Consider the following 20,713-nt stretch of genomic DNA (forward strand, 5'->3'; position numbering starts at 1 on the left):
AGAACGTGACTTCCTCGGACTGGACGGCCAACGCGTCCGCCGTCTCGGCATACCCGGCGGTTCCGCCTGCCGGGCTGATGCCGCCCCCGGTAAGGGTCGATCGGTCGCTCATGGCCACAGGCGGCTGGCCCGCGACGAATGACCAGACCGACCCGCAGTCTCTCTTACGGACCGTCATGGACGAAGGGAACCCAGAGTGTCGGGTCCGTAGGGTGCCGGGCACGGAGTTCGCCGACGGCGTGGTGCAGTGCCCTGGCCGCATCGGCGGAGTTCGGGCCGTCCGAACCGTCGAGACGGCGGTAGAAGGCGGCGGCCACTTGGAGCGCGGCCTGGTCGCTGATGGACCACAGGGTCGCCACGACGTGCCGGAATCCCGCGATGCGCAGTGCGGCGGCGGTGTGCACGGCTTCGTCCGGGAGCTGCCCGGCGTCCAGACGGGTCTGGCAGGCGGACAGAAACGCGAGGTCGGCCGTGTCGAGTCGCAGGTCCGCGATGTCGAGGAGGTTGAGGTCACCGTCCCGCAGGCACAGGCCCGAGCTGGCCGGTGCCGTCATGTCGAGCCAGCCGTGGCAGGCGAAGTGGGCCCAGGGATGCGCGGGCAGTTGCCTCCGCACCGCTGCCGACGTCGCCTCGTCCTCGGCGAGAACCGTCAGCCTGCGGCGGCCGAGGATCTCGTCGAGTGCCCGGAGTTCCTCCGCCACCCCGGGCAGCACGGCGTGCCCTCGCTCGGTGTCGGTCAGCGCGACGGCCAGCAGCGTGGGATCGACGGCAGCGGCCCGCTGTCGGGCGTCGACGAGGGCGGACAGTGTGGTGGTGTACGAGGACACGGCGGCGTACGGCAGGCCGACCGGTTCGGTGGGGTCGTCGGCGGCGCGCGGGTAGCGGCCGGCGGCGTGCAGCGGCAGAACGGTGAGGGACGCCGTGGGGCACCACCACAGCCGGGGCGGGTCCGTCGACTCGGTCGGCCAGGCCAGCCGGTCGAGGACCGGCCGGGCGATGTGGTCCCACAGCCACTCCAGGGTGTCGTGCACGGTGTGCCGGGCGTCTTCACGTACCAGGAAGGTCGCGCCCGGCTCCGCCGCAGCGGCCAGGGCGTGCAGGTAGGTGTTGGCGACCGTGTCGATGCCCGGTACGTCTACGCCGGGCAGCTTCACGACGTCGGTCTTTCCGCCCGGCAGCACGAGGATCGCGTCGCAGCGAATGGTGCTGATGTTGACGATGACGACGGGTCCCTCCGCCGCGGCCGGAGCGAGTTCATCGAATGCCGGCGGACCGAGGAATCCAGCGAACTCTTCCGACTCCCTTACCTCACGCACGAGTTGCTGCCACCGTCGAGCCAGCCGCAGACGTTCTTCCTCGCCCAGCCGGTCCTTCTCGTTGAGCGTTGCGCGGACCTGTTCCAGTTCGGCGGCGCGAGCGGGGTCGTGAGCGGCGAGGGCGGCGAGGTCCCCGCGCAGGTGCAGGGTCGACGTCCACAGCACCGACCGTCCCTGTTCGAGCAGTTCCACCGCCAGCTCGGGCTGTCCGGTGTCGATCGCCAGGGCCGCTGCCTCGCGCGGCATCGCCTTGCCGTCCTGGATGCTCTGTACCTGGTCGTCCCGGTCCAGGCCCGCCCAGCCGAACTCGCGCAGCAGCGTAACCGCCGCGCGGGCCGCCACCAGGGCGTCGGCACGGTCCCCGGCCTCCATCGCGATCCCGGCCCAGCAGCGCGCGGCGAACAGCCGGTCCTGGACGGAGGAGCCGTCCGCTTCCGCCGCCGCCCGGAGAGCGGCCACCGCCTCCTGCCGGTCCGATGCGTCCTCGCCATGATGGAAACGGTCGAGCAGCGCCACGGCCTGGCCGGTCTTCACCTCGGCGTAGACGTAGTCCGTCTTGGCGCACGCTTCGGCGGCCGTCGTGAAGGCGTCCAGCATCTCGCCCTCGTGGACGACGACGCCGTGCTCGTCGGCCCCCATCAGCAGCTTGCCCAGCACCCGGTTGGCGTCGACGGCCGCTCTGCCGCCGGTCACCAGGGCAGCCGCCTTCCGTACCACCTCAACAGCCTCGCTCCGCTGCCCGGCGTCCGCGAGCGCCTGGGCCAGCCGTGCCGCGACGAACGGCCGCTCCACATGGGCCGGCGGCAGGGCGTCCAGCGCGCGACGGGCCGCCTCCACGCCGGCCTCGCCGTGCGCGACGGCGGCCTCCTGCACTCGCCTGTTCGGGTGACCCGTCGGCGCGCGCCGCAACGTCTCCTTCAGGTACTCCTCGGCTGCCTTGGCGTCCCGTTCGTCTGCGGCCCGTCCGGTCAGCTCGGCCCGCGCGCGCAACGCCGCCATGAGCGTGGTCGCCACCTCGGAGGCGCGCTGGGCGTCGTCCGCCGCCGGCGCCGCGCGCAGCACCTCGATCGCGGAGTTCAGGTCGTCCAGCGAGCCGCGCCGCGTGCCGCGGGCGATCAGTGCGGTTGCCAGGTTATTCCGTGACACCACGTCGGGACCGGCGGCGGTGGTACGTCCGACCGCGTCCCGGCCCAGGTCGACGGCCTCGTCCAGGAGCGGGACCTCGTCCGTGTGCCGGGCGAGGGACGACAGCGCCCCGCAGAGGCTGGACTCCAGCGCCGCCCGATCCCCCGGAGCACCGCCAGACTGTGCCAGGGCCGGTCTGCCGATCCCTTCCACGGCGGTGCGGAGCGAGTCCGCGTCCCCGATGGCCTCGTACCGCGCGCGTTCCAGGGCGATCAGGAGCTGCGTGGCCTTGAGGCGTGCGCAGTGACCGCCCGGCAGGACGTCCAGTGCTTCGTGGGCGACGCCGAGCGCCTCGGTGAGGTCCGTGAGCCGCCCTCGCTGGTCGTACCGGTCTCGCAGCACGTCACGCAGTGAGGCCAGCATGAGGGTACGGGCGGGGAGGCCGGGCGGCGCCGACCGCACGCTCTCCCAGTTGAGGGCGACTGACCGGTCCAGCAGGTCGAGGTCTCCGGTGGCCGTGAACTCCCGGTACGCGCGGGCCGCCGCCGCGTAGAGCGCCACCGGCTCGGTGGTCGGCTGCCAGACGACAAAGGGATCGCCCGGCTCGCCTGCAGTGTGGAGCAGCTGGTAGATCAGGTCGGCCGCCTCCGGATGCCCGGCGGCATGCGCACGGGAGAACCAGTAGAACGCCTCCGCGTACTGCTCCCTCCCCACCGCGCGCACGCCCCTCCGGTAGAAGTCGTCGTACGTGTCCTCGTCGACCGGCATGGCCCCCCTTGCCAGGATAAATAGTTCGATACGACCCCAGCGTAGGACGCCGCTCACTACAGTGACGCCATGTCCGAAGAACCCGCACTCGACTACCTGTTGACCACCGATTTCAAGTGGACCCGACGTGCTTTCGAGCTTCTCCAGGCGAGCCGGCTCACCGTCGACCCGTACGAAGCGGGCGGCGCGCCCTGCTTCGTGGTCTCCGGCCCATGCCCCCGCTGCGAGCACCACATGACGGACCGTCAGGTGACCACCGCGCTCGCCGGCCTGGCCGGGCCCGATCGCGGCGCGGAAGGCAGGCCGTCGACCGAAGTGCTGCTGGACGTGACCTGCGGCTGCGTCGATGGGCACGGCAACTCCCCGGAGGGGAAGGTCGGTTGCGGGGCCAGCTTCCGGATCGCAGTGGTCACCGGATGAGCCTGAGGTTCCGGCTGCCGGACGAGCCTCCCACCGCGGCCGACCTGGCGGAGCGCGACCGGTTCCGGCTGCCGAACGAGCCTCCCACCGCGGCCGACCTGGCGGAGCGCGACCGGTTCCAGGCGATGGTGCGTGAGTCCCTGCCGAGTGTGCGGGCCAGCGCGGAGGCATGGCGCAACGGCCTGGCGGCCTTTGTCACCCTGGCCGGCTCCGCGGTCGTGATCAAGGGCCGGACCACCACGGCTGACCTCTCCGTACCGTGGCGGCTGGCCGTCACCGTTCTGATCGGCGGCGGTCTCGCCCTCGCCGTGGCGGGCCTGTGGCACGCCCTGGCCGCTCAGTCCGGCGCCAGGCCACTAGTGGTCACGCTCGCCGACATCCACGACGAGTACGGCTCGATGGACGCCTTCGAACTCGCCCTCGCGATCGGGGCCGCGCGCCGGCTGACGCTCGCCCGCCGCACCGTCGCGCTGGCGCTGGCCTGCCTGTTCATTGGGACGGCCCTCACCTGGTGGGCACCCGGAACGTAACCGGTGAACCCTCGGGGGACGCATGGCCCAAACACTCCTGCGGCAGCCTGCCGAGGATCTCTGTGGACGGACAGGGCAAGCCGCTGGAGATCCCGCTCGCCGCCGTCACCGGCATCACGATCACCGCCGACCGCAATTCACCCGGCCACCAGGTCGCGGGCGACGAGGTTCGGGCGCGCGGGCTGCTGGACGGCGAGGTCCATGTCATGCGTGAACCGGCGATCTCCGGCAAGGCGAGCTCGCCGAAGCCGAACTTCACACCGCCCGGGCTGCCTCCGTCGCGCACCCGTGTCCCCAGGCGCTGCGGGCCAGCCGTTGGTCGATCTCGACGTCGGCGAACGGCATCTCCTCGTCCACCGGATCCAGCCAGGCGGCGCACGTCGTGTTGCGCTACGGAGCGGCAGCCGATCCTTCGGCGGCCGGACATCGCATGGGCCTCTGGGGAAGGAGCAGAGCAGCGAAACCCGGACACGAGCTCGCTCAACAGGACGGGAACCTGGGGAATTGCGTGACCGCGGGCCCGGAATTGCGTGACCGTCCACAACTGTTACCGTTGATGCTCCAAGAGGTCGAGGCCCCCACCGCACGCGGTGGGGGCCTTGGTCTTTACCGCGCCGGCCAACCGAACTACGCGACGAGGTCGTACTGGTACTGCGGCGGCCGGGCGTAGCCCAGCAGCCACCCGAACTTCGGCGACACGTAGTGCTCGGCCAGGCGGAACACCGCGTAGTAGCAGAACGCGGCCAGCGGGATCAGCACGCCGGACAGAGCCTGGGCGTCCAGGCCCAGGCCGTGGCGGGCAGCCAGCGCCACCAGCCAACCCACCAGCGCCGGGACGCCGGTACGGATCAAGGACAGGTACAGGTTCACGAGGACTCCTTGGGTTGGCGGGCGGTCGCGGCGGTCGCCCAGAACATGACCTCTTCGAGACGGAACATCGCAACCTGCTTCTCCGCGCCGGTGGGCAGCTCCGCGTGCAGCATCAACGCCAACTCCAGGCACCCGGACCGGATGTCCTCGTGGGCCTGGCGGCGCTCGTCGGTGTCGGCCGGGTGGAACGTGAACCGGCGAATGACGTCAGCAGCGTCCACGTGCTCACTTCCGGCCGTAGGCGAGGGTGAACAGGAACGCCCAGCCGTGCGGTCCAATCGCCGCATCGTGCGGTTTGCCCTTGGCGCGGAACTGCGGGTAGGCGTCGAAGAAGCGGCGCACACCGGCCTGTGTGCGTGGCCCGTAAGTGGCGGACAGGTCCGCTTCCTCGATGTTCAGGAACCGGGCGGCGCGCAGTGCTTTCTGCAGCGGCTTCGCCGACGGAGTGCTCTTACCGGGCGCGAGCCTGGCCGGGAACGCCGGCGGAACGTACGCGGGCTTGGAAGGTCTCGGCTTGGGCGTCGGTCCGGTCCCGCTGGACGAGGTCTCGGCCCAGGTGCGGAGCGCGGCCTTGTCCGCGAAGTTGCCGATGTTCGTGTCGATCGGGGTGCTGGTGTACTGGTGGAAACGCCACGACGCCTTGATGCCGGGGTTGCCGGGCTTGCCGTTGTAGTGGGCGATCCACAGGCCGTCACCTGCGAACGAGGTCGTCTCGCGGTTGGTCCAGAAGTCGTAGTTGCAGTAGAGGATCACCCGGTGGCTGGGCGCCTTCTTCTGGACGTACCGGATCCAGGCGTCCTTCTGGGCGCAGCTCACCGCTGGGTCTTCCCAGTCGAGGGCGAGAATGTCCCCGGTTCGAAGTGTGATCTTCGACAGGAAGTAGTCGGCTTGCTTGGTCACATTGCCAGGCCGGATGAAGTGGTAGAAGCCGGTGACCAGGCCGGCATCGCGTGCGGTCTTGCGCTCTGCGACCCACTTCGGATTCGTATAGGTGGTGCCCTCGGTGATCTTGATGAACGCGAAGTCGAGTCCGCGAGTGCTGTAGTCGGTCGCCTGGTACGAGGCGACGTCGACTCCTCTTACTGTCATCGGCGCGTACTGCCTTCTCCCCCGCGCCTGAATCGATGATGCCGTTCTTCGTGCTGCCCGCCTCCTACGGGCTGGCACCGCGCGATGCCTGCCACAGCTGGAGTGCGTAGACCACCAGCGGGGCAACGAACGCGGAGATGATCAGGCGGCGGTTAGTGGTCTGCTGCGCCTGGTCGTCCTCGCGCTGCCGCTGCGCGGCGGTCAGATCGCGCTCCAGGGTCTCCAGACGCTGGAGCACGGTGCGCTGGTCGGCCCGATAGACCTCTTCGGTGACGACCTGGTCCAAGCGTGCTGCCAGCGAGGCGAGGTCGGCACGCAGGTCAACACGGAGCTGGGCAATCCCGCCGCGCTGATCCTCGCGCAACTGCGCGATAGCGCGGTGCAGCTCCCACAGGGTGGGCTCGGCGCTCGGCGGCTGCGTCACCGCGCACTCCTCAAGTCGGCGTGCCCCGCGCCACACCCGATCTTACGGGTAGGAGACGACACCGCGTAGGCAACGCGGCGCCTATCGAGCATCGTCCGTGCACTGGCCTCCGATCAGGGAACGTACGGCGCCAGGTCGGCGATCAGCTGCTTGCACTGACCGCAGATGGCGCGGTACGTCGGCGGCTCAGCGTTGGGGTACATGTCCACGGTGTACGTCACTTCCGCCACCGGGCACCTGGCGGTGTGGCACGTCACCCTCATGATGGCGGGTTCCTCTTCCATCAGGTCTTATCTCCGATGACGAGCCAATAGACCGTGGTGGGAGTGTTGTTGGTGCGTGTGATCCATACCGTCGCCGAGATGCTTGAGACGGACGTGATACCGACGCCGGTCACCTGTGTGCCTGGTGCCGTCGTGCTCGGCGTCGCATGGCCGATGAACGTGTTCCCCCGGACGTGGAGTCCGGTGATCGTGACGGAGGTTGGCGTGTTGGCCACGGGGGTGATGGTGACCTTGCCCCACGCGAAGCTGCGGGGAGAGAGCACGCCTCCGATGTCCACCACCATGTCGGCCGTACCCGTACCCGCGCCGTCCCACTCCAGGGAGATGAACGGCGAGCCGTCTCCGGGCGCAAGCGGGCTGTCTCCGCTCGCGAGGATGATGTGGGCCTGCGAGCCGGACGCGATCATCCCTGACTGAATGTCCAGGGTGCCGCCGGACGCCTTGCCGGAGATGCCGGTGGGGATCACCTGCGCCACGTTCGGAGAACCGAACGTCAGCTCTCCGGACTCCAGTCGTGAGTACGTGGTGCCGTCAGCCGATGCCGTCTGGAAACCCGCTTGCCCGTCGCCGAGATTCGGCGCCATGAGCGCGGCCACCGAGCCGTCGCCACGGACCGCCCGGACGACCGCGCCCGTGATCGTCTGCCCGTCGATGGCCCCGGCCGTGACGTTGCTCGCGGTGATGCCGCCCGCCTCCACAACCTCGATGGCGAACATGTCCACCTCGGCCGTGCCCGAACCGCCCTGGTAGTTCAGGTACAGGACTGGCGTGATGTAGCGGACGCTGGAGTGCAGTTGGGCGGGTGCATTGGCGTTCGGCGTCTCCGCTCTGACGGGGCTGGCTGCGGTGCCCTTGATATAGCCGGTGTACGTCACCCAGCCCGCCCCGACGGTCAGCTCCCTGGAGTCGGCTGCCACATAGAACTGGCTGGAGAGCGAGTTCGCCCCGGAGTTGTTGACGAAGGTGACGCCGTCGGCGGCCAGCCCCGCCACCCCCGCGTACAGCTTCTGATTCGTGCCGGGCGTCGAGTTGGCGACGATCTGCCGCACCCGAACACTGACGCGGTAGGTCACCGACGGGTCGAAGGGGATCTTCGCATCGGGCCGGTAGGCACCCTGTACGAACCCTGCGGCCCGCATCACGTTGCCGCCGGACTGAGCGTCCGCGACCGCGACCGTCGTCATCGTGCCCGACGCCGAGTTCAGCCACTTCGATGCCGAGTCGCCAAAGTCGTACCACTTCTGCCCGACCTGCCCAGCCAGTCCTGCCGTCAGGCGGTCGACGGCGATCGTTCCGGCTTTGATGCTGGCCGCGTCCAGGGTGCCGGTCAGCACCGACGCGCCGTTGATGGTGGTTGTCTGCGGTATCTGACCTGCGCCCATCTGGGTCGGCGGCAGGGGCACCCCGGCACCAATCGAGCCGGTCACCGTACCCGCGCTGCCCGCCGTGGTCGCAGAGGCTACCGTGCCATTGACGTTGGCGGCCGAGATCACCAGGTTCGTCGCATCGATCTGCGTCGCTTTGATCTTCCCGACGGTGATCACGGTGGCGTCGATCGAGGAGATCACACCCGACGCTGCGGTGATCGTCCCGGCTGCCAACTGGTCAGCGGTGACCGTGTTGGCGACGAGCCGGTCACCGGTGACGCTCAGTGCCTTGATCTGGGCGGCGGTGATGCTTGCGGCAACGAGCCGGTCTGCGTTGACCGTCCCGGCGGTGAGCACGAGGCCGTCGATCTCACCCGCGACCAGTTTCGGTGTGGTTACCGCGCCGTCGGCCAGAGCAGTACCGTCCACCGCCCCTGCCTCGATCTTGGCTCGCGTGACTGCCCCGTCGGCCAGGGACAGTTCGGTAACGACGCCGGCCAGCACCTCCTGCGCGACGACCGGGGCCGGACCGGCCGGGCCTGCCGCAGCGGACGGATCGGAGGCCTTACCGGACGTCGACACGCACACGAGGCGCACCCACACCGGCCCGTCGGCGGGCACGGTCATCGTCTGGCCCTGTGCCGAGTAGAACGCGGCGAACAGGGAGCTACTGGGGAAGTCGGCACCGGTGGAGAAGTGGACCTCCACACTGGTGAAGTCGGCCGGGGCCTGGCTGCCGTCGGTGAACTTCCCGTCCCAGGAGACGGCGACACCTCCACGGACGGAGGCGGTGGTGGGGGTGGTGGGGACGGGCGGGGTGGGGCCGTTGACAGCGGCCAACGCCACGGTGCCGTCCGGCTGCATGCCGATGCTGCCTCGCAGCAGGCCGCCGTCGTCGTAGACCACGATGGAGCCGTTCTCGATCGAGGAGTTCGCCAGGCGACTGGTACGCGACAGATCACGCACCAGGCGCTCAAGGTTGGCGATCCTCGCTGCGAGGACGGCGAGCGTGTCAGCCAAAGGGGTTCAGCCTCCGTAGATGAAGGAGTCGACGGGCGCGAGGCTCACCGTCATCCGCTCCTGCTGGTCCCCCTGCGCCGGCGTGAGTGTCCATCCGGTCACCCGCGCCCAGCCGTCGTAGTCGGTCCACTGATCGTGGACCTGCACCCACACGTCGTCGCCCACCTGGAACGAGCCGAAATGGGCGGCGGGGTGGTCAATGATGTCGACCTGCTCGATCGAGCCGCGGTTCTGCCGGGCGATCCGCCCCGCGCGGGCCTTCGCTGCGAGCTGGTCCTGTCCTTTGATGGTGGGCAGGTCCAGCACCTCCTCCAGGCGCAGCCGCCCATCCCGGACGGCATCGGTGGCGCGCCTCCGGGCCCGCCCCTCCCCCGACCCGAGAGCGAGGACGACTTGCGCGTAGGCGTCACCGTCGTAGGTGACCGGCATCAGGTCGGCGATGTTCACGCCGCTGGTGAACGACACGTCCGTGCGGCGCGTGCCCAGGCGGGGCCAGCCCAGACGGATGCGCCGCTCGGGCTGTCCGCCCACCCAGGCCACCTGTTCGGTCCACTCCGGGCCACCGAACACGGCAACCGCGTCGGCGACGATGTCAGCCAGTGCGCGGGACTCCCACCAGGTGGACGCATACGGCTCCTCCGGGGTGCCGATCGTCGCCTTCGAGGCGCTGGAGTCGACGACCACACCCAGGTTGCCGTCCGGCTGCGCCTGGCAGTAGGCCCACACGTCCCTGATCACCTTGCACGGGTCGCCGTACGTGTAGGGGCCGCGGCCGTCGAGGTTGCCGTGCAGGTCGTGGCGCTTGTTCAGGTAGGAGCCGAACCCGGCAGCCTCGATCGGGTACTTGCCGCCCTCCGGTTCAGCCCGCCAGATCAGGCCGCCCCACATCAGCTTGGAATCCCGTTCGGCGAAGATCAGCGTGGTGCCGGGGTCGACCATGCTGCCCAGGACATGCGCCAGATGCGGCTCCAGCGTGGCCTGCAGCCCCCCGGGCCCGTTCAGCTCCGGGCCGTAGGTGACGTCGCTCAGCGGCAGATCCCATGCCAGGACTCTCCCGGTGACCGCATCACACGTCAGGTAGCGGTAGGAGTGCACCGTCAGATCACGCCCTCTTCGAACTCCACGTCCGTGATGAGGGAGGTGCCGCCGTCCACGCCGAGGTTCCCGGTCTCGGCCTTGGACATATAGGTCTGCAGAGACAAGACCTGGGTGGTGCCGCGCATCGCGGCAGAGATAGTCAGGCTGTCGGCGAGCACGACGGTGTTGCGGCGGGTGTTGGCGCCCTGGTCGTCGTCGATGATCGTGTCCTGGCCCTGCGTGGTCCCGAACACCTGCTGCATGTGGGCGAAGACGTCGGCGCTGTCCAGACGCAGTCCGGCGATGGTGGTCACGATCTTCGCGGTGACCGCCCACGGCGGTACGTCTATGGTCCAGCGGGCCGCCGCCGGCCAGGTGTGCCAACGGTTGTCTTGGTACACGAGCCGGTTCAGCGTCGCGCCGGGGAAGGAGGTCTGCAGTTTCCGGGTGCGGCGGGGGTTGGCGATCGTCCGCAGGTCGGTGACCATCGCGTTGGTGACGGTGGCGCAGTTCGGGGGGAGCACGATCCGCGCGAGCGGGATCGCGGTCATCCCCGCCGGTGGCTGCGTCGCCGTCGGCGACACGTTGGAGACGACATAGAAGAAGCCGATGTCGTCTTTGGTCGGGTCCAGGTTGCCCTCGTACTCAGGGTCCAGGACCCGCAGCACCACCAAGTCGGTGCGGCCCTGTGCCCCGGTCGGGGCGATGTTCACCGGCGCCGTGCCCACGTTGTACTGGGTGTAGGAGCCCTGCCCCCACGAGGCGCCGCGCACCACCCCGGAGCCGTCGCCGATCTGTACCCCGGCACCCGGGGTCGTCTGCTGGGTGACCTTCATGTCGTTGTACTCGGTCACGCCCTGCGACCCGCGCGACAGGTCGCGGATCATCATGCGCATGGTGCGGGCGGGGTGCTTGCCGCCGGTGACCATCATCGGGGGCTGAATCAGTGTCATCTCGGTGTCCTCACAGGGCGGTGTAGGCGTCGCGCCACGACAGGGTCAGGCGGCAGGTGTTCGTGTAATCGGTGGCGGTCCACCGGATCTCGCTCGTCTTCGGTGGGATCTGGAACAGGTCCAGACGGGACCCCGAGGTCAGCGCCGGCGCCGCGTTGCCGGACCCGTTGCGCAGCACCCAGCGCGTTCCCGGCCGGGTGTCGATGTCGATCCACTCCCCTGCGGCGAGACTCGTCTGCAGCTGCAGGTAGCGGCCGGTCTCCACCACCCACACCTTCGGATTGGTGACCGGCCCGTCGATACGCAGCTGCGGCCAGGCGGCCACGTCGCCCCCGTTGGTCACCCAGCCGGGCCGCTCCGACGGATCGGAAACCCCGGTGGTGATCGGGGACTCCACAGGGGCCGTGAACCCCTGTGAGTCGTTGGAGATGTCCAGCGGCAGCACGAGGCCCTGCGCAGTGTCGGCATGCCAGCGCGGATCCGTCGCCGCGAGCTCCAGCGTGAGCGGGATCCACCCGTACAGGGCCTGCGACATCGACACGGCCTCCACACGCCGCCACCTGCCGTACAGGCGCTTCACGTTCCGGCCAGGCCACTTGGCTCGCAGCACGGCCAGCGCCCCCGCGGTCTTGCGGATGTTGTCGGCTCCGGTGACCTGCTGCAGCTGGGCGAGGAGATCGAGGGCCGCGCCCGGATCGTCGGGAGTGCGGATACCGGCCTCGATCGACACGGTGCGCGTCCCGAACAAATCCAGGCCCGGGAACCCGCCGTCATCGCTGGGGTTGTCGACGTCTGCGGTGCGCCGGTCGGGAGCGCCGAGGCCAGTGACCTCCCCGACCGGCAGCAGCGTGCCCGTTCCGATCACCAGGCCCCCGACATCGAGCTGGTAATCGCCAAGCGCCGTCACAGCTTTCCTCCTCGCTGCGCGGCCCGAAGACGGCGCATCACCTCTGCGCCCATCTCCTGCGCCACTGCGTGGCCGTCCCCGCCGGTGGTGACCGACACCGGCATGTGCCCAATCAGTGGCCTGTCCGTCTCCTTCACCACCACCACCACCTGCACCCCGCCCGAGGGGTGAGCATCCATGCGGGCAGGACCCGTCACGCCCTGCGCGGTGAGCATGTATCCGAAGCGGTGGGCGACGTCCTCGAGAACCTGCTTCGCCGCCGACCGCTTGGCCTGCCCGAGCGGGATGTACGCCTCCCCGCCAGTGGACGGCTCCGCGAACCTGACCAGTCCGTTGCTCGTCGCGTACAGGCCGGGCGTCAGCACGCCACCTGCCGCGTACGAGAGGCCCTTGTTGGCCCGTCCCAGGTCGGCAAGAAGCTGGCCGGCCCGAGAGCCGAGGGCCTTCTGCAACTGGGACTTGCCCGCGTTGGCGACCTCGATGATGCGGTCCTCGCCGAGCTTGGTGGCGTCAGCGACCTGGTGGATGCCTGTCTTGTTCGTCTTGACCGCGGCAATGATCGTCAGCAGGTCGGCCAGGTCCTCGTCGGACAGCGTCGCCGACGCCTTCTTCGACGCGTCGTTGGCCTTCTTGGCGTTCTTCTTACTCTTGACGGCCTGCGCCGCAAGGTCCTGCGCGGCCTGGTCACCCTGTGCGGCCAGCCTGGACGCCAAGTCTCCGTAGCCCTCGGCCGCCAGCGTCGCGAGGTTCTTCTGGAACTCGGCAGTCTGCTTCGTCGCCCCACCGAGCTGGCTGGTGTAGTCCGACAGGGACGCTTTCGCGGCGTCTGCCAGCTTCTTCAGGTCACCCGCCATGGAATTCAGGTACTTCGAGCTGCCCGTGGCCATCTTGTGGGTCAGATTGATGCCGTCGGCGCCCATCGCCTCCAAAGCGTCCGCGACGTCCTGACCGGCACGGCGGGCCACCGTCGCCAGGTCCTTACGCCACCGCTGCGCCTCCCCCACCGACTTGTGCAGGTTCTTCGCGAACTTACCCAGGTCCAGGGCGGTGCCGTTCTTGTTCATCGAGTTCGACGCGATCGACGACAGCGAGAACAGTCCGTCCATGCCGCCCGCTGGCGTGTACGACCAGTTCGAGAGGCCGCCCTCGGCGTGGTACTGGACGCTCGCCCCGAACCGGTGCGCCACCTCGTCGAGGATCTGCTTGGAGCGGGCCCGCTTGGACGGAGCCAGCGGAATGTATGCCTCGCCCGGGTACGTCTCCGGCTCGGCCCACACCCGCCACGAACCGGCAGGCGCTATCTCGGCGATGTGGTTCTCCCGGCGCCCGCGGCCGCCGGCATGAAGGCCGCCGTCCGCGTAGAACGACAGGATGCCGCCGTCTGCCCACTGCGGTTTGTTCGCAACCAGCCCGGTGCCCCCGATCCGGGGGATCACCTGCACTGACACCGGCGCGGGCGGGTTCACACTGACGCTGATGGTCTTCGTACCGGGGATCTCCCGCACGCTCACGCCGATCGCGTCCAGCTGCGCCTGGACGGCCGCCATGTCCCCTGACAGCAGGGCAGAGGTCAGGGACGAAGCCGCCTCGGTGCCCTTCGACTTGGACACCTGCGTGATCAGGTCCAGCATCCCCGACCACTCGCCCTTGGCCTTCCCACCCGCTGTATGGAACGCAGCAACCACGCTCTGCAGGTCCTCGGAGCTGATCGGCGGATCCGCACCCCAGATCGCCCGGATCTGGTCCATCGCGGTGGTCACATCACCCGACAGCAGGGCCCGCTGCAGAGCCGTCGCTGCATCCGAGCCCTTCTCCGCGGCGACCCGCGCCAACAGGCCCATGCCGCGCGACAGCTGCGTACGGGCGGCCGAGCTGCCAGCACGAACGGCGCGGCTCATGTCGCTGACCGCCATCGCCTGCATGACACGGCCGAACTTGCCGGCGTCGTTGGTCTCGGCGGCCTCCGCGAACTGCTTGGCGATCCTCTTGCCGTAGCGGGCAGCGATCGCGGGCAGCTGCGCCAGACCCGCCCGGAACGCAGGCTGGGCACGGGCCGTCGACTCGGTGATGACCGACCCCAGCTCGTCGGCAACCTTCGTCTTGCCCTTTCTGAGCTGCTTCACCAGCTCGTCCAGGATCGGCGCCGAGGTCACACCGAGTTTGGCAAAGTGGTCGGTGAGGTCGCCGTAGCCAGCCATGGCCAGCTGCGACAGGTTGCCCTGGAAGCTGCGCTGCGCCTTCAACTGACTGCGCAGCTCCCGCAGATAGTCCTCCAAGGTGGCCTTGGCGTTCTTGTTGGACTTGGCCACCTTGTCCTGCGCTGCCTGCCAGGCTTTGGCCGGATCGACGATGGCACCCAGTGCCTGCGCCATGGCCTTCATTTCGTCGGTGTACTGCGGCAGGCCGTCCTTGCCGGTCGGCACCAGCAGGTCCAGGTTCCACGCCTTGGCCGCGCCGACCTTCGCCTGCTGCACCTTGGCGTTGACGATCTCCATCGCGGCAGCGAGTTCGGACTCCTTCTTCACCGCCGATGACCAGATGTGGTGCTGCTTGTCGAGGACGTCCATCGCGGACTGCCCCTCGGCGGTGAGGGTTGAACTGACCTGCCCGGACTGGTCCACCGTGGCGAAGGAGGCGTTGCGCCAGACGTCCTTCTTGAGGTTGGCGAGCTTCGCTCCGCCAGAGGTGATGGCGTCCAGGGCGGACGCCATGTCGATGCCGACCTTCTTCAGCTTGGCCGCGTCATCGGAGTTGGTCAGCGACTCCGTCAGTGCACGTAGTCCCGCGCCCTGGTCTCCTTCCTCTCGTTCGGCGCGCAGAGCCTGCACCAGGTCGTCGGTGGCCGCCTTGGCTTGCTCCTTCGAAGCCGAGTACGCCGCGTAGGCGAGCACACCCACCGTCAGCAGCGCCGTTAGACCAGAGACCGCTAGGCCCGCACCCTTCAGTACCGCCGGCATGACCGAGCCGCCTGCCTGGGCTTCCGCCTGAGCGATCCGGAACGCTTGCCACTGCGCCGTGATCCGCGTGATCGCGGCGAGAGCAAGCGCCCCTGAGGCGGATATCACCAGCAGCCCTGCACCGATGGACTTCAGCGGGCCCGGAGCGTCCGCGATCGACCCCGCGAACACCGACAGGGCGTTGCCGACGCTCTGCAAGACCGGCAACAGGGCCCGCCCCAGGTCGATCCCTAATGCCTTGCTGCGGTTGACGAACATCTCCCACTGGCCGGCGGTGGTGTTCATCTGCATCTGGAACGCCTTGTGGGCAGCCCCGGCCCGCTCCACCTCGCTGGCGATGCCCTGGTAGGTGTCGGCGTAGTTCTTGCCGTCGTTGGCGGCCAGCGCGAGCATCGCGCGGGAAGCCCGCACGTCGTGGAACAGGGTGGTGATCTCCTCGGCGGAGCCGTGCGTGGCCTTGGCCAGCTTGTTCACTACGACGTACAGCCCGTCTTGCTGCACCGCTGATGCAGCCGACTCGTAGCCGAGCTTGCGCATCGTGGCGCTCAGCTCTTGCGTGGGCTGCATCAGCCTGGTCATCAGCATGTTCAGGCCCGTCGCGGACTCCGCAGCGGGAACACCCGCCAGGGTCACCGCGGCGTATGCGGAGGCCAGGTCGTCGAAGCTGATCCCCGCGGCTGCGGCCATCGGCACGATGTCGCCTAGGTGCAGGGCCAGCTCCTCGAAGCTGATGACGCCCTTGTTCACCGTCTGGAACATCACGTCCATCACGTCGGACGCCTTGGAAGCGGGCAGGCCGTACGCCTTGAGCACACCCAGCAGGGCCCGCGAGGCGATCTCCGTCGTCGTCAGGCCCGCGCTGGCACCCTTCGCGGCCACCGCGAGGATCGTCATCGCGTCCGAGCCGTCGAAGCCGGTCGACACGACCTGGTAGAGGCCCTCGGCGAGCTGGTTCGCGGATTGCGTCACCTCCGTCGACAGGGCAACGATCTTGTCGGTGAACCCGCCGACCGTGGCCTGGTTGATCTGCCGGGAGATCGTCATGACGTTCGCCATGCGCTTCTCCAGCGCGACCGCACCCACGACGCCGGCGGCGAGGACCGCCGACAGCACCGCCCCGGTGCGCAGGTAGCCGTCGATACGGGCCTGCGTCGCCACGCGGGTCTCCGCGAGCGCAGCCGCCTGCGCCTGCCGTACGGCGGCGGCGTTGGCTCCGGCACGCGCCGCCGCGGCGGCCTCCGCCTCATTGCGGGCGGTCAGCGTCTGCGTGGCTCGCGCATCAGCTGTCTGCCGGGCCTGCGTCGCCCGAGCCGAGACGCCGGCCGCGCGGGCAGCCGCAGCCTGCGCGGCAGCGGCTCGCTCCTCCTGCACCGTCTGCGCCTGCGCGGCGCGTGTCGCCGCCGCCGCGGCGGCGTTCGAGGTGGCCTGCGCGGCAGCCGCACCCCGGCCCGTCGCCGCCTGCGCGCGGGCCGCCATGGTCTGTGCGAGAGCCTGGGCGCGCAGGGTGCGCTCCCCAGCCGCGGCCGCCACAGCCCGCTCCCTCTCCGCTTTCGCGGCGAGACTCGCCGACAACGCCTGCGCCCGCCCCGAACGTTCGGCTGCTGCTGCGGCAGTCCGCTGCGCGGCCGCAGTGCGTTCCAGGGCTGCGGTGACACGGGCCTGACCAAGGACCGCGTCAGCCGACGCAGATGCCTGCAGGCGGGCCAGCCGCTGCGTGGCTGACCCCGTCTCCAGCAGCGTCCGGTTGACCTGCTGCAGCTGCCCGTCGAACTGGCGCAGCTGCGTCGCGGACTGGCGCAGACCGCCCGTCAGCCCGCCAGTCTGCGCCTGCAGATTGACGTACAGGTTGTAGCCGGTGCTCACCTACCGCTCCCGCCTGGGCTTGAGCCCGATCTTGACCCCGCGCCCGTCCGGACCGTCCGGTACCTGCTCCCGCTCCATGGCCAGCAGCTCGCATCCCGGACAGGTACGGCTGTCAGTGACGTACGCGAACCGGTGACCGCCCAGCTCCGGCTGCCACTCATCCGCCCTGGTGCCGCACCCGGTGCACGTCGCCCGCGTGTACGCCAGCCACGCCAGCGCCTTCGCCCGGTCCAGCGCCGTCCACCGCCCGTCACCGGCCCCCATGAACTGGCTGTGCGGCATTCCATAGGTGTGGCATAGCTCTAGCTCTGCCCGGAACGACGGATCGGAGATCAGCCTTTTCCCAGGTCCGCGCGGAGCGTCTGGTTGATAAGGAGGGCTGCGGTGAACAGAGCTTTGGCCTCGGCATCCGCCCATGTGTCCAGCAACTCCTGGGCGTCGGCGATGCTCATGCCATCCACCACTTCGCCGGCGTCGTCGCGTTCGACGTGGCAGGCGGAGATGAGGGCTGCCGGGAACGTCTCGACGTTGTACTCCATACCCTGGTCGGCCTGCGCCTCGCTCGGCGCGTGCTCGCGCAGCAGCTGCTCCCACACCGGCCGGGGCAGCGCCCGGAATGTCAGAGCCAGCGTCACTGCTGCAAGCGCCTCCTGAGACCCGTTCAGGGCCGCATCAGCGGCCAGGACATGCGGGTTGGACGCAACCCAGGCGTCTCGCTGGTCCTCACGGATGCCCTGGTCGGCGCACTCTGCCAGCGCCGTGGCCCGGGCCTTCGCCAGTGCCAGCGCCGCATCGGTGACAGCCGTCTTGGCGTCTTCGTCATCACAGATCGACAGGGTCCGCTCGGGCAGCTTCCGGGCCCGCAGCCGGTTCATCTTCGCGGCCCAGTGCGCGTCCCTCGCAACAGCAGCGGCCGGCAGTTCGACAGTGGTCATGCGACATCCCCCAGTCAGTTGGCAGCCGGCACGGCGGCGTCGAGCTTCGGCGTACCAGAGATGGCGAAGGTGACGGTGAACTTCGCCGGGTCCGAGCCCGCCGAGTAGGCGGGAGCGCGACCCGCGACGCGCACCGGGAAGACGTCCATGGACTTACTCGACGGAATATCGCCCTTGCGCAGGAGGACGACGAAACCCACGGCGCCCTTCGACAGAAGGGTCTCGATGGTCTCCGCCGTCTGGTCCTCGTAGAAGGTCAGGCTGGAGGCGTCGGCCTTGTCCTCACCCGGGATCGACGTCGTCAGAGTCGACCCCATGTCGGGAGTGTCGACCGGGGAGTTGGCCAGCGACCAGCCCGCAATGTCGGAGACCGCGCCGGACAGGTCAGTGGCGTTGCTTGCCGTCAACTCGGGACGAATCGGCACGTTGCCCGCGTCGGCGATCATCTTCAGGAAGTAGATCTTCGTGACGCCACGGCGCATGAACCGCTGCTGGGTGGTACCCAAGGGGGTTTCTCACTCTCCGGGGACCCCGGCCCCAGATACGCGGAGGCCCGTCCCCAACAGGTCGCAAATGCGAGCCAGGGGGTCAGCCCGTGCCATGTGGCCGGACGTCCGCGAGTGGGCCTCCGCGGTGAGGTGCGCTGCGATCAGCTGTTCGGCGTCGAGACCGTCAGCACGAATCGCTGCACGTAAGTGTAGGTGGAGCTAACGACACTGGTCCCGTCCTCACGGTCCAGCTCCCGGCCGATCACCGTCGCACCCACGACGCTGATCGAGTTGGCGTACTGTCCGCTGCCCGGCACCCGCGCCAAGAACGCCTGACGCACCTTGTCAGCGTGCAGTGACGCCTGCTCGGCGGTGGTGCCCACCGAGGACACCTGCAGCAACACGCGGGCATCCGCATCAGTGTCACCGAACGCCGGCCCGATACCAGAGGTCTGTCCCAGCTCGTACAGCACGCTGTACGGGATGGTGTTCCCCGTCGGCAGCGACGTCGACGTGGGCGCGGTCCCATACCCACAGGAACGGGCGGTGGCCGTCTGCAGCATCGCCTGTACAGCAAGCGTCACTTGGCGCCCCGACACACTCATCTACTCGTCCTCCTCCCCGCCTGCCACCCTGGAAGCGGTGACGAGCAACGCCTCATGCGCGTCCGCTGCAAGCTCACGTCCATCTCCCGTCGGCGACCTGCCCCAGCGCATCAATGAAGAGGGGACGCACCGTTTCCACAGCCGGGCCGACGTGAGGATAGGGAGGCTGGTCATAGATGCGACCCAGACTGTCCGGGCCGATATACCCGTACTCCAAGCGCCGCGCCTGCGGCTTGTTCGTGCCCACGACCCCTGTCACCACGTCGCCGCCCACGAACACCTCGTGCGCCCAAGACCGCCGATAGTCACCCGTGATCACGTTCGGGCCGGGCCTGCCGCTCGCGTTCGCTTTGATCCGGGTCTCCAGCAGCATCGCGTAATGACGCACCACCGACACCGTCTGTGGCAGCACCAGTTCGGCACGACCCTGCAGAGCGGCGGCGACCTGAGCGGCGTTGCTGTAGGCGCCCGCACGGGAAGGCCGGTTACCGGGGGACGACATCGGTCACCTCCTGCGACTGCCACCCGCCAAGCGCCCACTCCGAAAGAAGCCGCAGCATGGACCGGGTCAGCTCGTTGGGGCCGCCGTCCATCAGGTCGTGCCGGGCCAGCGCATGCCGCTCCAGCTCGCCCGCATCGATCGCGGAGAGGAACGCCGCGGCGGCCGGGCCCGGGTCCGGGGGCACCCCGACGACGACGTGGGCCAGGCCCTCGAAGTCGTCCTTGGTCTTTGGGGAAAGGAACAGCACCAGTTCCGCCGGCTGCCCGGCGTGCTGGCGAAGCGAGTAGCCGGAAATGTGCTTGGAGATGTCGCGTCCGTCGAGAGCCAACGAACTGGCGGCCTGGTTGGCTGTGATCCGCACCTCACGCAGCTGATCATCCATGTCGATCAGCCTACGGACCGGCGCGGACAGCCCCAGTCGCCGCAGATCGGCGGCCAACAGCGCCCCATCCCACTACGATGCGGGCACACCGAACCGCAGGGGGCAATGGTGGGGTTCATGGCTGAACGTCGCAGAAGCAGATCTCACGACCGCTTGGCGGCCACGTGGGTCACGTGCGCGGAGGGGGTGGCCAAGCCCGTGCCCAAACGACTCAGTACAGCCTGCGGATTCTTCGAGCAAACCCAGGTGATCATCACCCACGAACTGCTCACCGAGATGTACGTGCCTGACACGGCCGCTCAGGCCGACCGGCTGCGCACGCTCCTTACCGCAGCCGCTGAAGCGACCCAGTTCGCACCGCGGGACTGGACTCCCTTCCTCGCTCCCGAAGAGGCCGGATCCTCGGCATACCTGAAGATTGTCGGCCGCGAGATCCGGGGAGCGAGCTACATCTTCGTTGCCCACATGGATCACTAGGGTGTTTCTTTGGATCTTCGTTCCGAGAGTTCGGGGCGCGCGATACAGTGCGCGCCGTGAACATACCCGGCTGGTCCGTCTGGATCGTTCTCGGTCTGGCAGCCTTGCTGCAGGCCCTCGGCCTCGTTCCCGTCATTCGCCGACTGCGCGGATCCGACTCCGCGATGCGTTTCAAGGCGCGCCTTGACCTGCTGGACGTCATCGGCTCCCTGCTGCTCTTCGGCGGCCTGCTGCTGGGTCTCGTAGTGGCGGAATCCTGGTTCTGGCTCACCTTCGCTGGCTTCGCGCTCATGACCGCCGTCTACGTCGTCAAGGGTGCCTACTGGCTCCGCGCCCGCCGCCCCACGGCCTGAT

21 protein-coding genes are annotated in these 20,713 nt (G+C 69.0%); 5 read left to right on the forward strand and 16 right to left on the reverse strand.

Going from position 1 to position 20,713, the window contains the following annotated elements; genetic code table 11:
* Positions 1-164: 164 nt before the first annotated feature.
* Complete coding sequence (locus N4G66_RS01085; protein ID WP_261701960.1) at positions 165-3,209, reverse strand: CHAT domain-containing protein; 3,045 nt, start codon at positions 3,207-3,209, stop codon at positions 165-167.
* Positions 3,210-3,278: 69 nt separating this feature from the next.
* On the opposite strand from N4G66_RS01085, the gene N4G66_RS01090 reads away from it, so the two are divergent.
* Positions 3,279-3,629: a hypothetical protein gene (locus N4G66_RS01090; RefSeq protein WP_261701961.1), complete on the forward strand. Its 351-nt coding sequence runs from the start codon at positions 3,279-3,281 to the stop codon at positions 3,627-3,629.
* Positions 3,626-4,159 (forward strand): hypothetical protein, encoded by a 534-nt coding sequence (locus tag N4G66_RS01095; protein ID WP_261701962.1) that lies wholly within the window; start codon positions 3,626-3,628, stop codon positions 4,157-4,159. Before N4G66_RS01090 ends, N4G66_RS01095 begins: the two co-directional genes overlap by 4 nt.
* Before the next feature lie 627 nt (positions 4,160-4,786).
* Here the strand turns inward: N4G66_RS01095 and N4G66_RS01105 are convergent.
* The 5 genes from N4G66_RS01105 to N4G66_RS01125 form a co-directional block, all read right to left on the reverse strand.
* Positions 4,787-5,029, reverse strand: a complete 243-nt coding sequence (locus N4G66_RS01105; RefSeq protein ID WP_261701963.1) for a hypothetical protein — start codon at positions 5,027-5,029, stop codon at positions 4,787-4,789.
* Positions 5,026-5,250 carry an Acb2/Tad1 domain-containing protein gene (locus N4G66_RS01110; RefSeq protein ID WP_261701964.1) on the reverse strand — a complete coding sequence of 75 codons (225 nt, stop codon included), beginning with the start codon at positions 5,248-5,250 and terminating at the stop codon, positions 5,026-5,028. Before N4G66_RS01110 ends, N4G66_RS01105 begins: the two co-directional genes overlap by 4 nt.
* Before the next feature lie 4 nt (positions 5,251-5,254).
* On the reverse strand, positions 5,255-6,118 hold the full coding sequence (locus N4G66_RS01115) for a glycoside hydrolase family 25 protein (protein WP_261701965.1): 864 nt from the start codon (positions 6,116-6,118) through the stop codon (positions 5,255-5,257).
* Positions 6,119-6,182: 64 nt separating this feature from the next.
* Positions 6,183-6,542 carry a hypothetical protein gene (locus N4G66_RS01120; protein ID WP_261701966.1) on the reverse strand — a complete coding sequence of 120 codons (360 nt, stop codon included), beginning with the start codon at positions 6,540-6,542 and terminating at the stop codon, positions 6,183-6,185.
* A gap of 283 nt (positions 6,543-6,825) precedes the next feature.
* Complete coding sequence (locus N4G66_RS01125; protein ID WP_261701967.1) at positions 6,826-8,820, reverse strand: hypothetical protein; 1,995 nt, start codon at positions 8,818-8,820, stop codon at positions 6,826-6,828.
* A gap of 61 nt (positions 8,821-8,881) precedes the next feature.
* On the opposite strand from N4G66_RS01125, the gene N4G66_RS01130 reads away from it, so the two are divergent.
* A complete protein-coding gene (locus N4G66_RS01130; RefSeq protein ID WP_261701968.1) occupies positions 8,882-9,094 on the forward strand; it encodes a hypothetical protein in 213 nt (70 codons plus the stop codon).
* Positions 9,095-9,219: 125 nt separating this feature from the next.
* Here the strand turns inward: N4G66_RS01130 and N4G66_RS01135 are convergent, their stop codons facing one another.
* The 10 genes from N4G66_RS01135 to N4G66_RS01180 all read right to left on the reverse strand — a co-directional run bounded on the left by N4G66_RS01135 (position 9,220) and on the right by N4G66_RS01180 (position 19,882).
* Positions 9,220-10,308: a hypothetical protein gene (locus N4G66_RS01135; RefSeq protein ID WP_261701969.1), complete on the reverse strand. Its 1,089-nt coding sequence runs from the start codon at positions 10,306-10,308 to the stop codon at positions 9,220-9,222.
* 2 nt (positions 10,309-10,310) lie between these two features.
* On the reverse strand, positions 10,311-11,243 hold the full coding sequence (locus N4G66_RS01140; protein WP_261701970.1) for a hypothetical protein: 933 nt from the start codon (positions 11,241-11,243) through the stop codon (positions 10,311-10,313).
* A gap of 10 nt (positions 11,244-11,253) precedes the next feature.
* The gene (locus tag N4G66_RS01145; RefSeq protein ID WP_261701971.1) at positions 11,254-12,150 is read right to left on the reverse strand and encodes a phage tail family protein; all 897 of its coding nucleotides are present in this window, start codon (positions 12,148-12,150) and stop codon (positions 11,254-11,256) included.
* Complete coding sequence (locus N4G66_RS01150) at positions 12,147-16,970, reverse strand: phage tail tape measure protein (protein WP_261701972.1); 4,824 nt, start codon at positions 16,968-16,970, stop codon at positions 12,147-12,149. The genes N4G66_RS01145 and N4G66_RS01150 overlap by 4 nt, the downstream gene beginning before the upstream one ends.
* A complete protein-coding gene (locus tag N4G66_RS01155; RefSeq protein WP_261701973.1) occupies positions 16,971-17,252 on the reverse strand; it encodes a hypothetical protein in 282 nt (93 codons plus the stop codon).
* A 50-nt stretch (positions 17,253-17,302) separates the two neighbouring features.
* Positions 17,303-17,905 (reverse strand): hypothetical protein, encoded by a 603-nt coding sequence (locus tag N4G66_RS01160; protein WP_261701974.1) that lies wholly within the window; start codon positions 17,903-17,905, stop codon positions 17,303-17,305.
* A gap of 14 nt (positions 17,906-17,919) precedes the next feature.
* Positions 17,920-18,411 (reverse strand): phage tail tube protein, encoded by a 492-nt coding sequence (locus tag N4G66_RS01165; protein ID WP_261701975.1) that lies wholly within the window; start codon positions 18,409-18,411, stop codon positions 17,920-17,922.
* A gap of 143 nt (positions 18,412-18,554) precedes the next feature.
* Positions 18,555-18,998 (reverse strand): hypothetical protein, encoded by a 444-nt coding sequence (locus tag N4G66_RS01170; RefSeq protein ID WP_261701976.1) that lies wholly within the window; start codon positions 18,996-18,998, stop codon positions 18,555-18,557.
* Positions 18,999-19,071: 73 nt separating this feature from the next.
* On the reverse strand, positions 19,072-19,500 hold the full coding sequence (locus N4G66_RS01175; protein WP_261701977.1) for an HK97 gp10 family phage protein: 429 nt from the start codon (positions 19,498-19,500) through the stop codon (positions 19,072-19,074).
* A complete protein-coding gene (locus tag N4G66_RS01180; RefSeq protein WP_261701978.1) occupies positions 19,484-19,882 on the reverse strand; it encodes a hypothetical protein in 399 nt (132 codons plus the stop codon). The genes N4G66_RS01175 and N4G66_RS01180 overlap by 17 nt, the downstream gene beginning before the upstream one ends.
* Before the next feature lie 186 nt (positions 19,883-20,068).
* On the opposite strand from N4G66_RS01180, the gene N4G66_RS01185 reads away from it, so the two are divergent.
* Positions 20,069-20,359, forward strand: a complete 291-nt coding sequence (locus N4G66_RS01185) for a hypothetical protein (RefSeq protein WP_261701979.1) — start codon at positions 20,069-20,071, stop codon at positions 20,357-20,359.
* 56 nt (positions 20,360-20,415) lie between these two features.
* The gene (locus N4G66_RS01190) at positions 20,416-20,712 is read left to right on the forward strand and encodes a hypothetical protein (RefSeq protein WP_261701980.1); all 297 of its coding nucleotides are present in this window, start codon (positions 20,416-20,418) and stop codon (positions 20,710-20,712) included.
* Position 20,713: the final 1 nt, after the last annotated feature.

It is taken from the genome of Streptomyces rhizosphaerihabitans, from assembly GCF_025399795.1.
Lineage (GTDB): Bacteria > Actinomycetota > Actinomycetes > Streptomycetales > Streptomycetaceae > Streptomyces > Streptomyces rhizosphaerihabitans.

Bases quoted from the DNA above. Each gene is read 5' to 3' on its own strand.
- N4G66_RS01085 (WP_261701960.1), bottom strand. From the start codon at position 3,209: ATGCCGGTCGACGAGGACACGTACGACGACTTCTACCGGAGGGGCGTG.
- N4G66_RS01090 (WP_261701961.1), top strand. From the start codon at position 3,279: ATGTCCGAAGAACCCGCACTCGACTACCTGTTGACCACCGATTTCAAG.
- N4G66_RS01095 (WP_261701962.1), top strand. From the start codon at position 3,626: ATGAGCCTGAGGTTCCGGCTGCCGGACGAGCCTCCCACCGCGGCCGAC.
- N4G66_RS01115 (WP_261701965.1), bottom strand. From the start codon at position 6,118: ATGACAGTAAGAGGAGTCGACGTCGCCTCGTACCAGGCGACCGACTAC.
- N4G66_RS01125 (WP_261701967.1), bottom strand. From the start codon at position 8,820: ATGACCGTGCCCGCCGACGGGCCGGTGTGGGTGCGCCTCGTGTGCGTG.
- N4G66_RS01140 (WP_261701970.1), bottom strand. From the start codon at position 11,243: ATGACACTGATTCAGCCCCCGATGATGGTCACCGGCGGCAAGCACCCC.
- N4G66_RS01155 (WP_261701973.1), bottom strand. From the start codon at position 17,252: ATGCCGCACAGCCAGTTCATGGGGGCCGGTGACGGGCGGTGGACGGCG.
- N4G66_RS01160 (WP_261701974.1), bottom strand. From the start codon at position 17,905: ATGACCACTGTCGAACTGCCGGCCGCTGCTGTTGCGAGGGACGCGCAC.
- N4G66_RS01170 (WP_261701976.1), bottom strand. From the start codon at position 18,998: ATGAGTGTGTCGGGGCGCCAAGTGACGCTTGCTGTACAGGCGATGCTG.
- N4G66_RS01175 (WP_261701977.1), bottom strand. From the start codon at position 19,500: ATGTCGTCCCCCGGTAACCGGCCTTCCCGTGCGGGCGCCTACAGCAAC.
- N4G66_RS01180 (WP_261701978.1), bottom strand. From the start codon at position 19,882: ATGGATGATCAGCTGCGTGAGGTGCGGATCACAGCCAACCAGGCCGCC.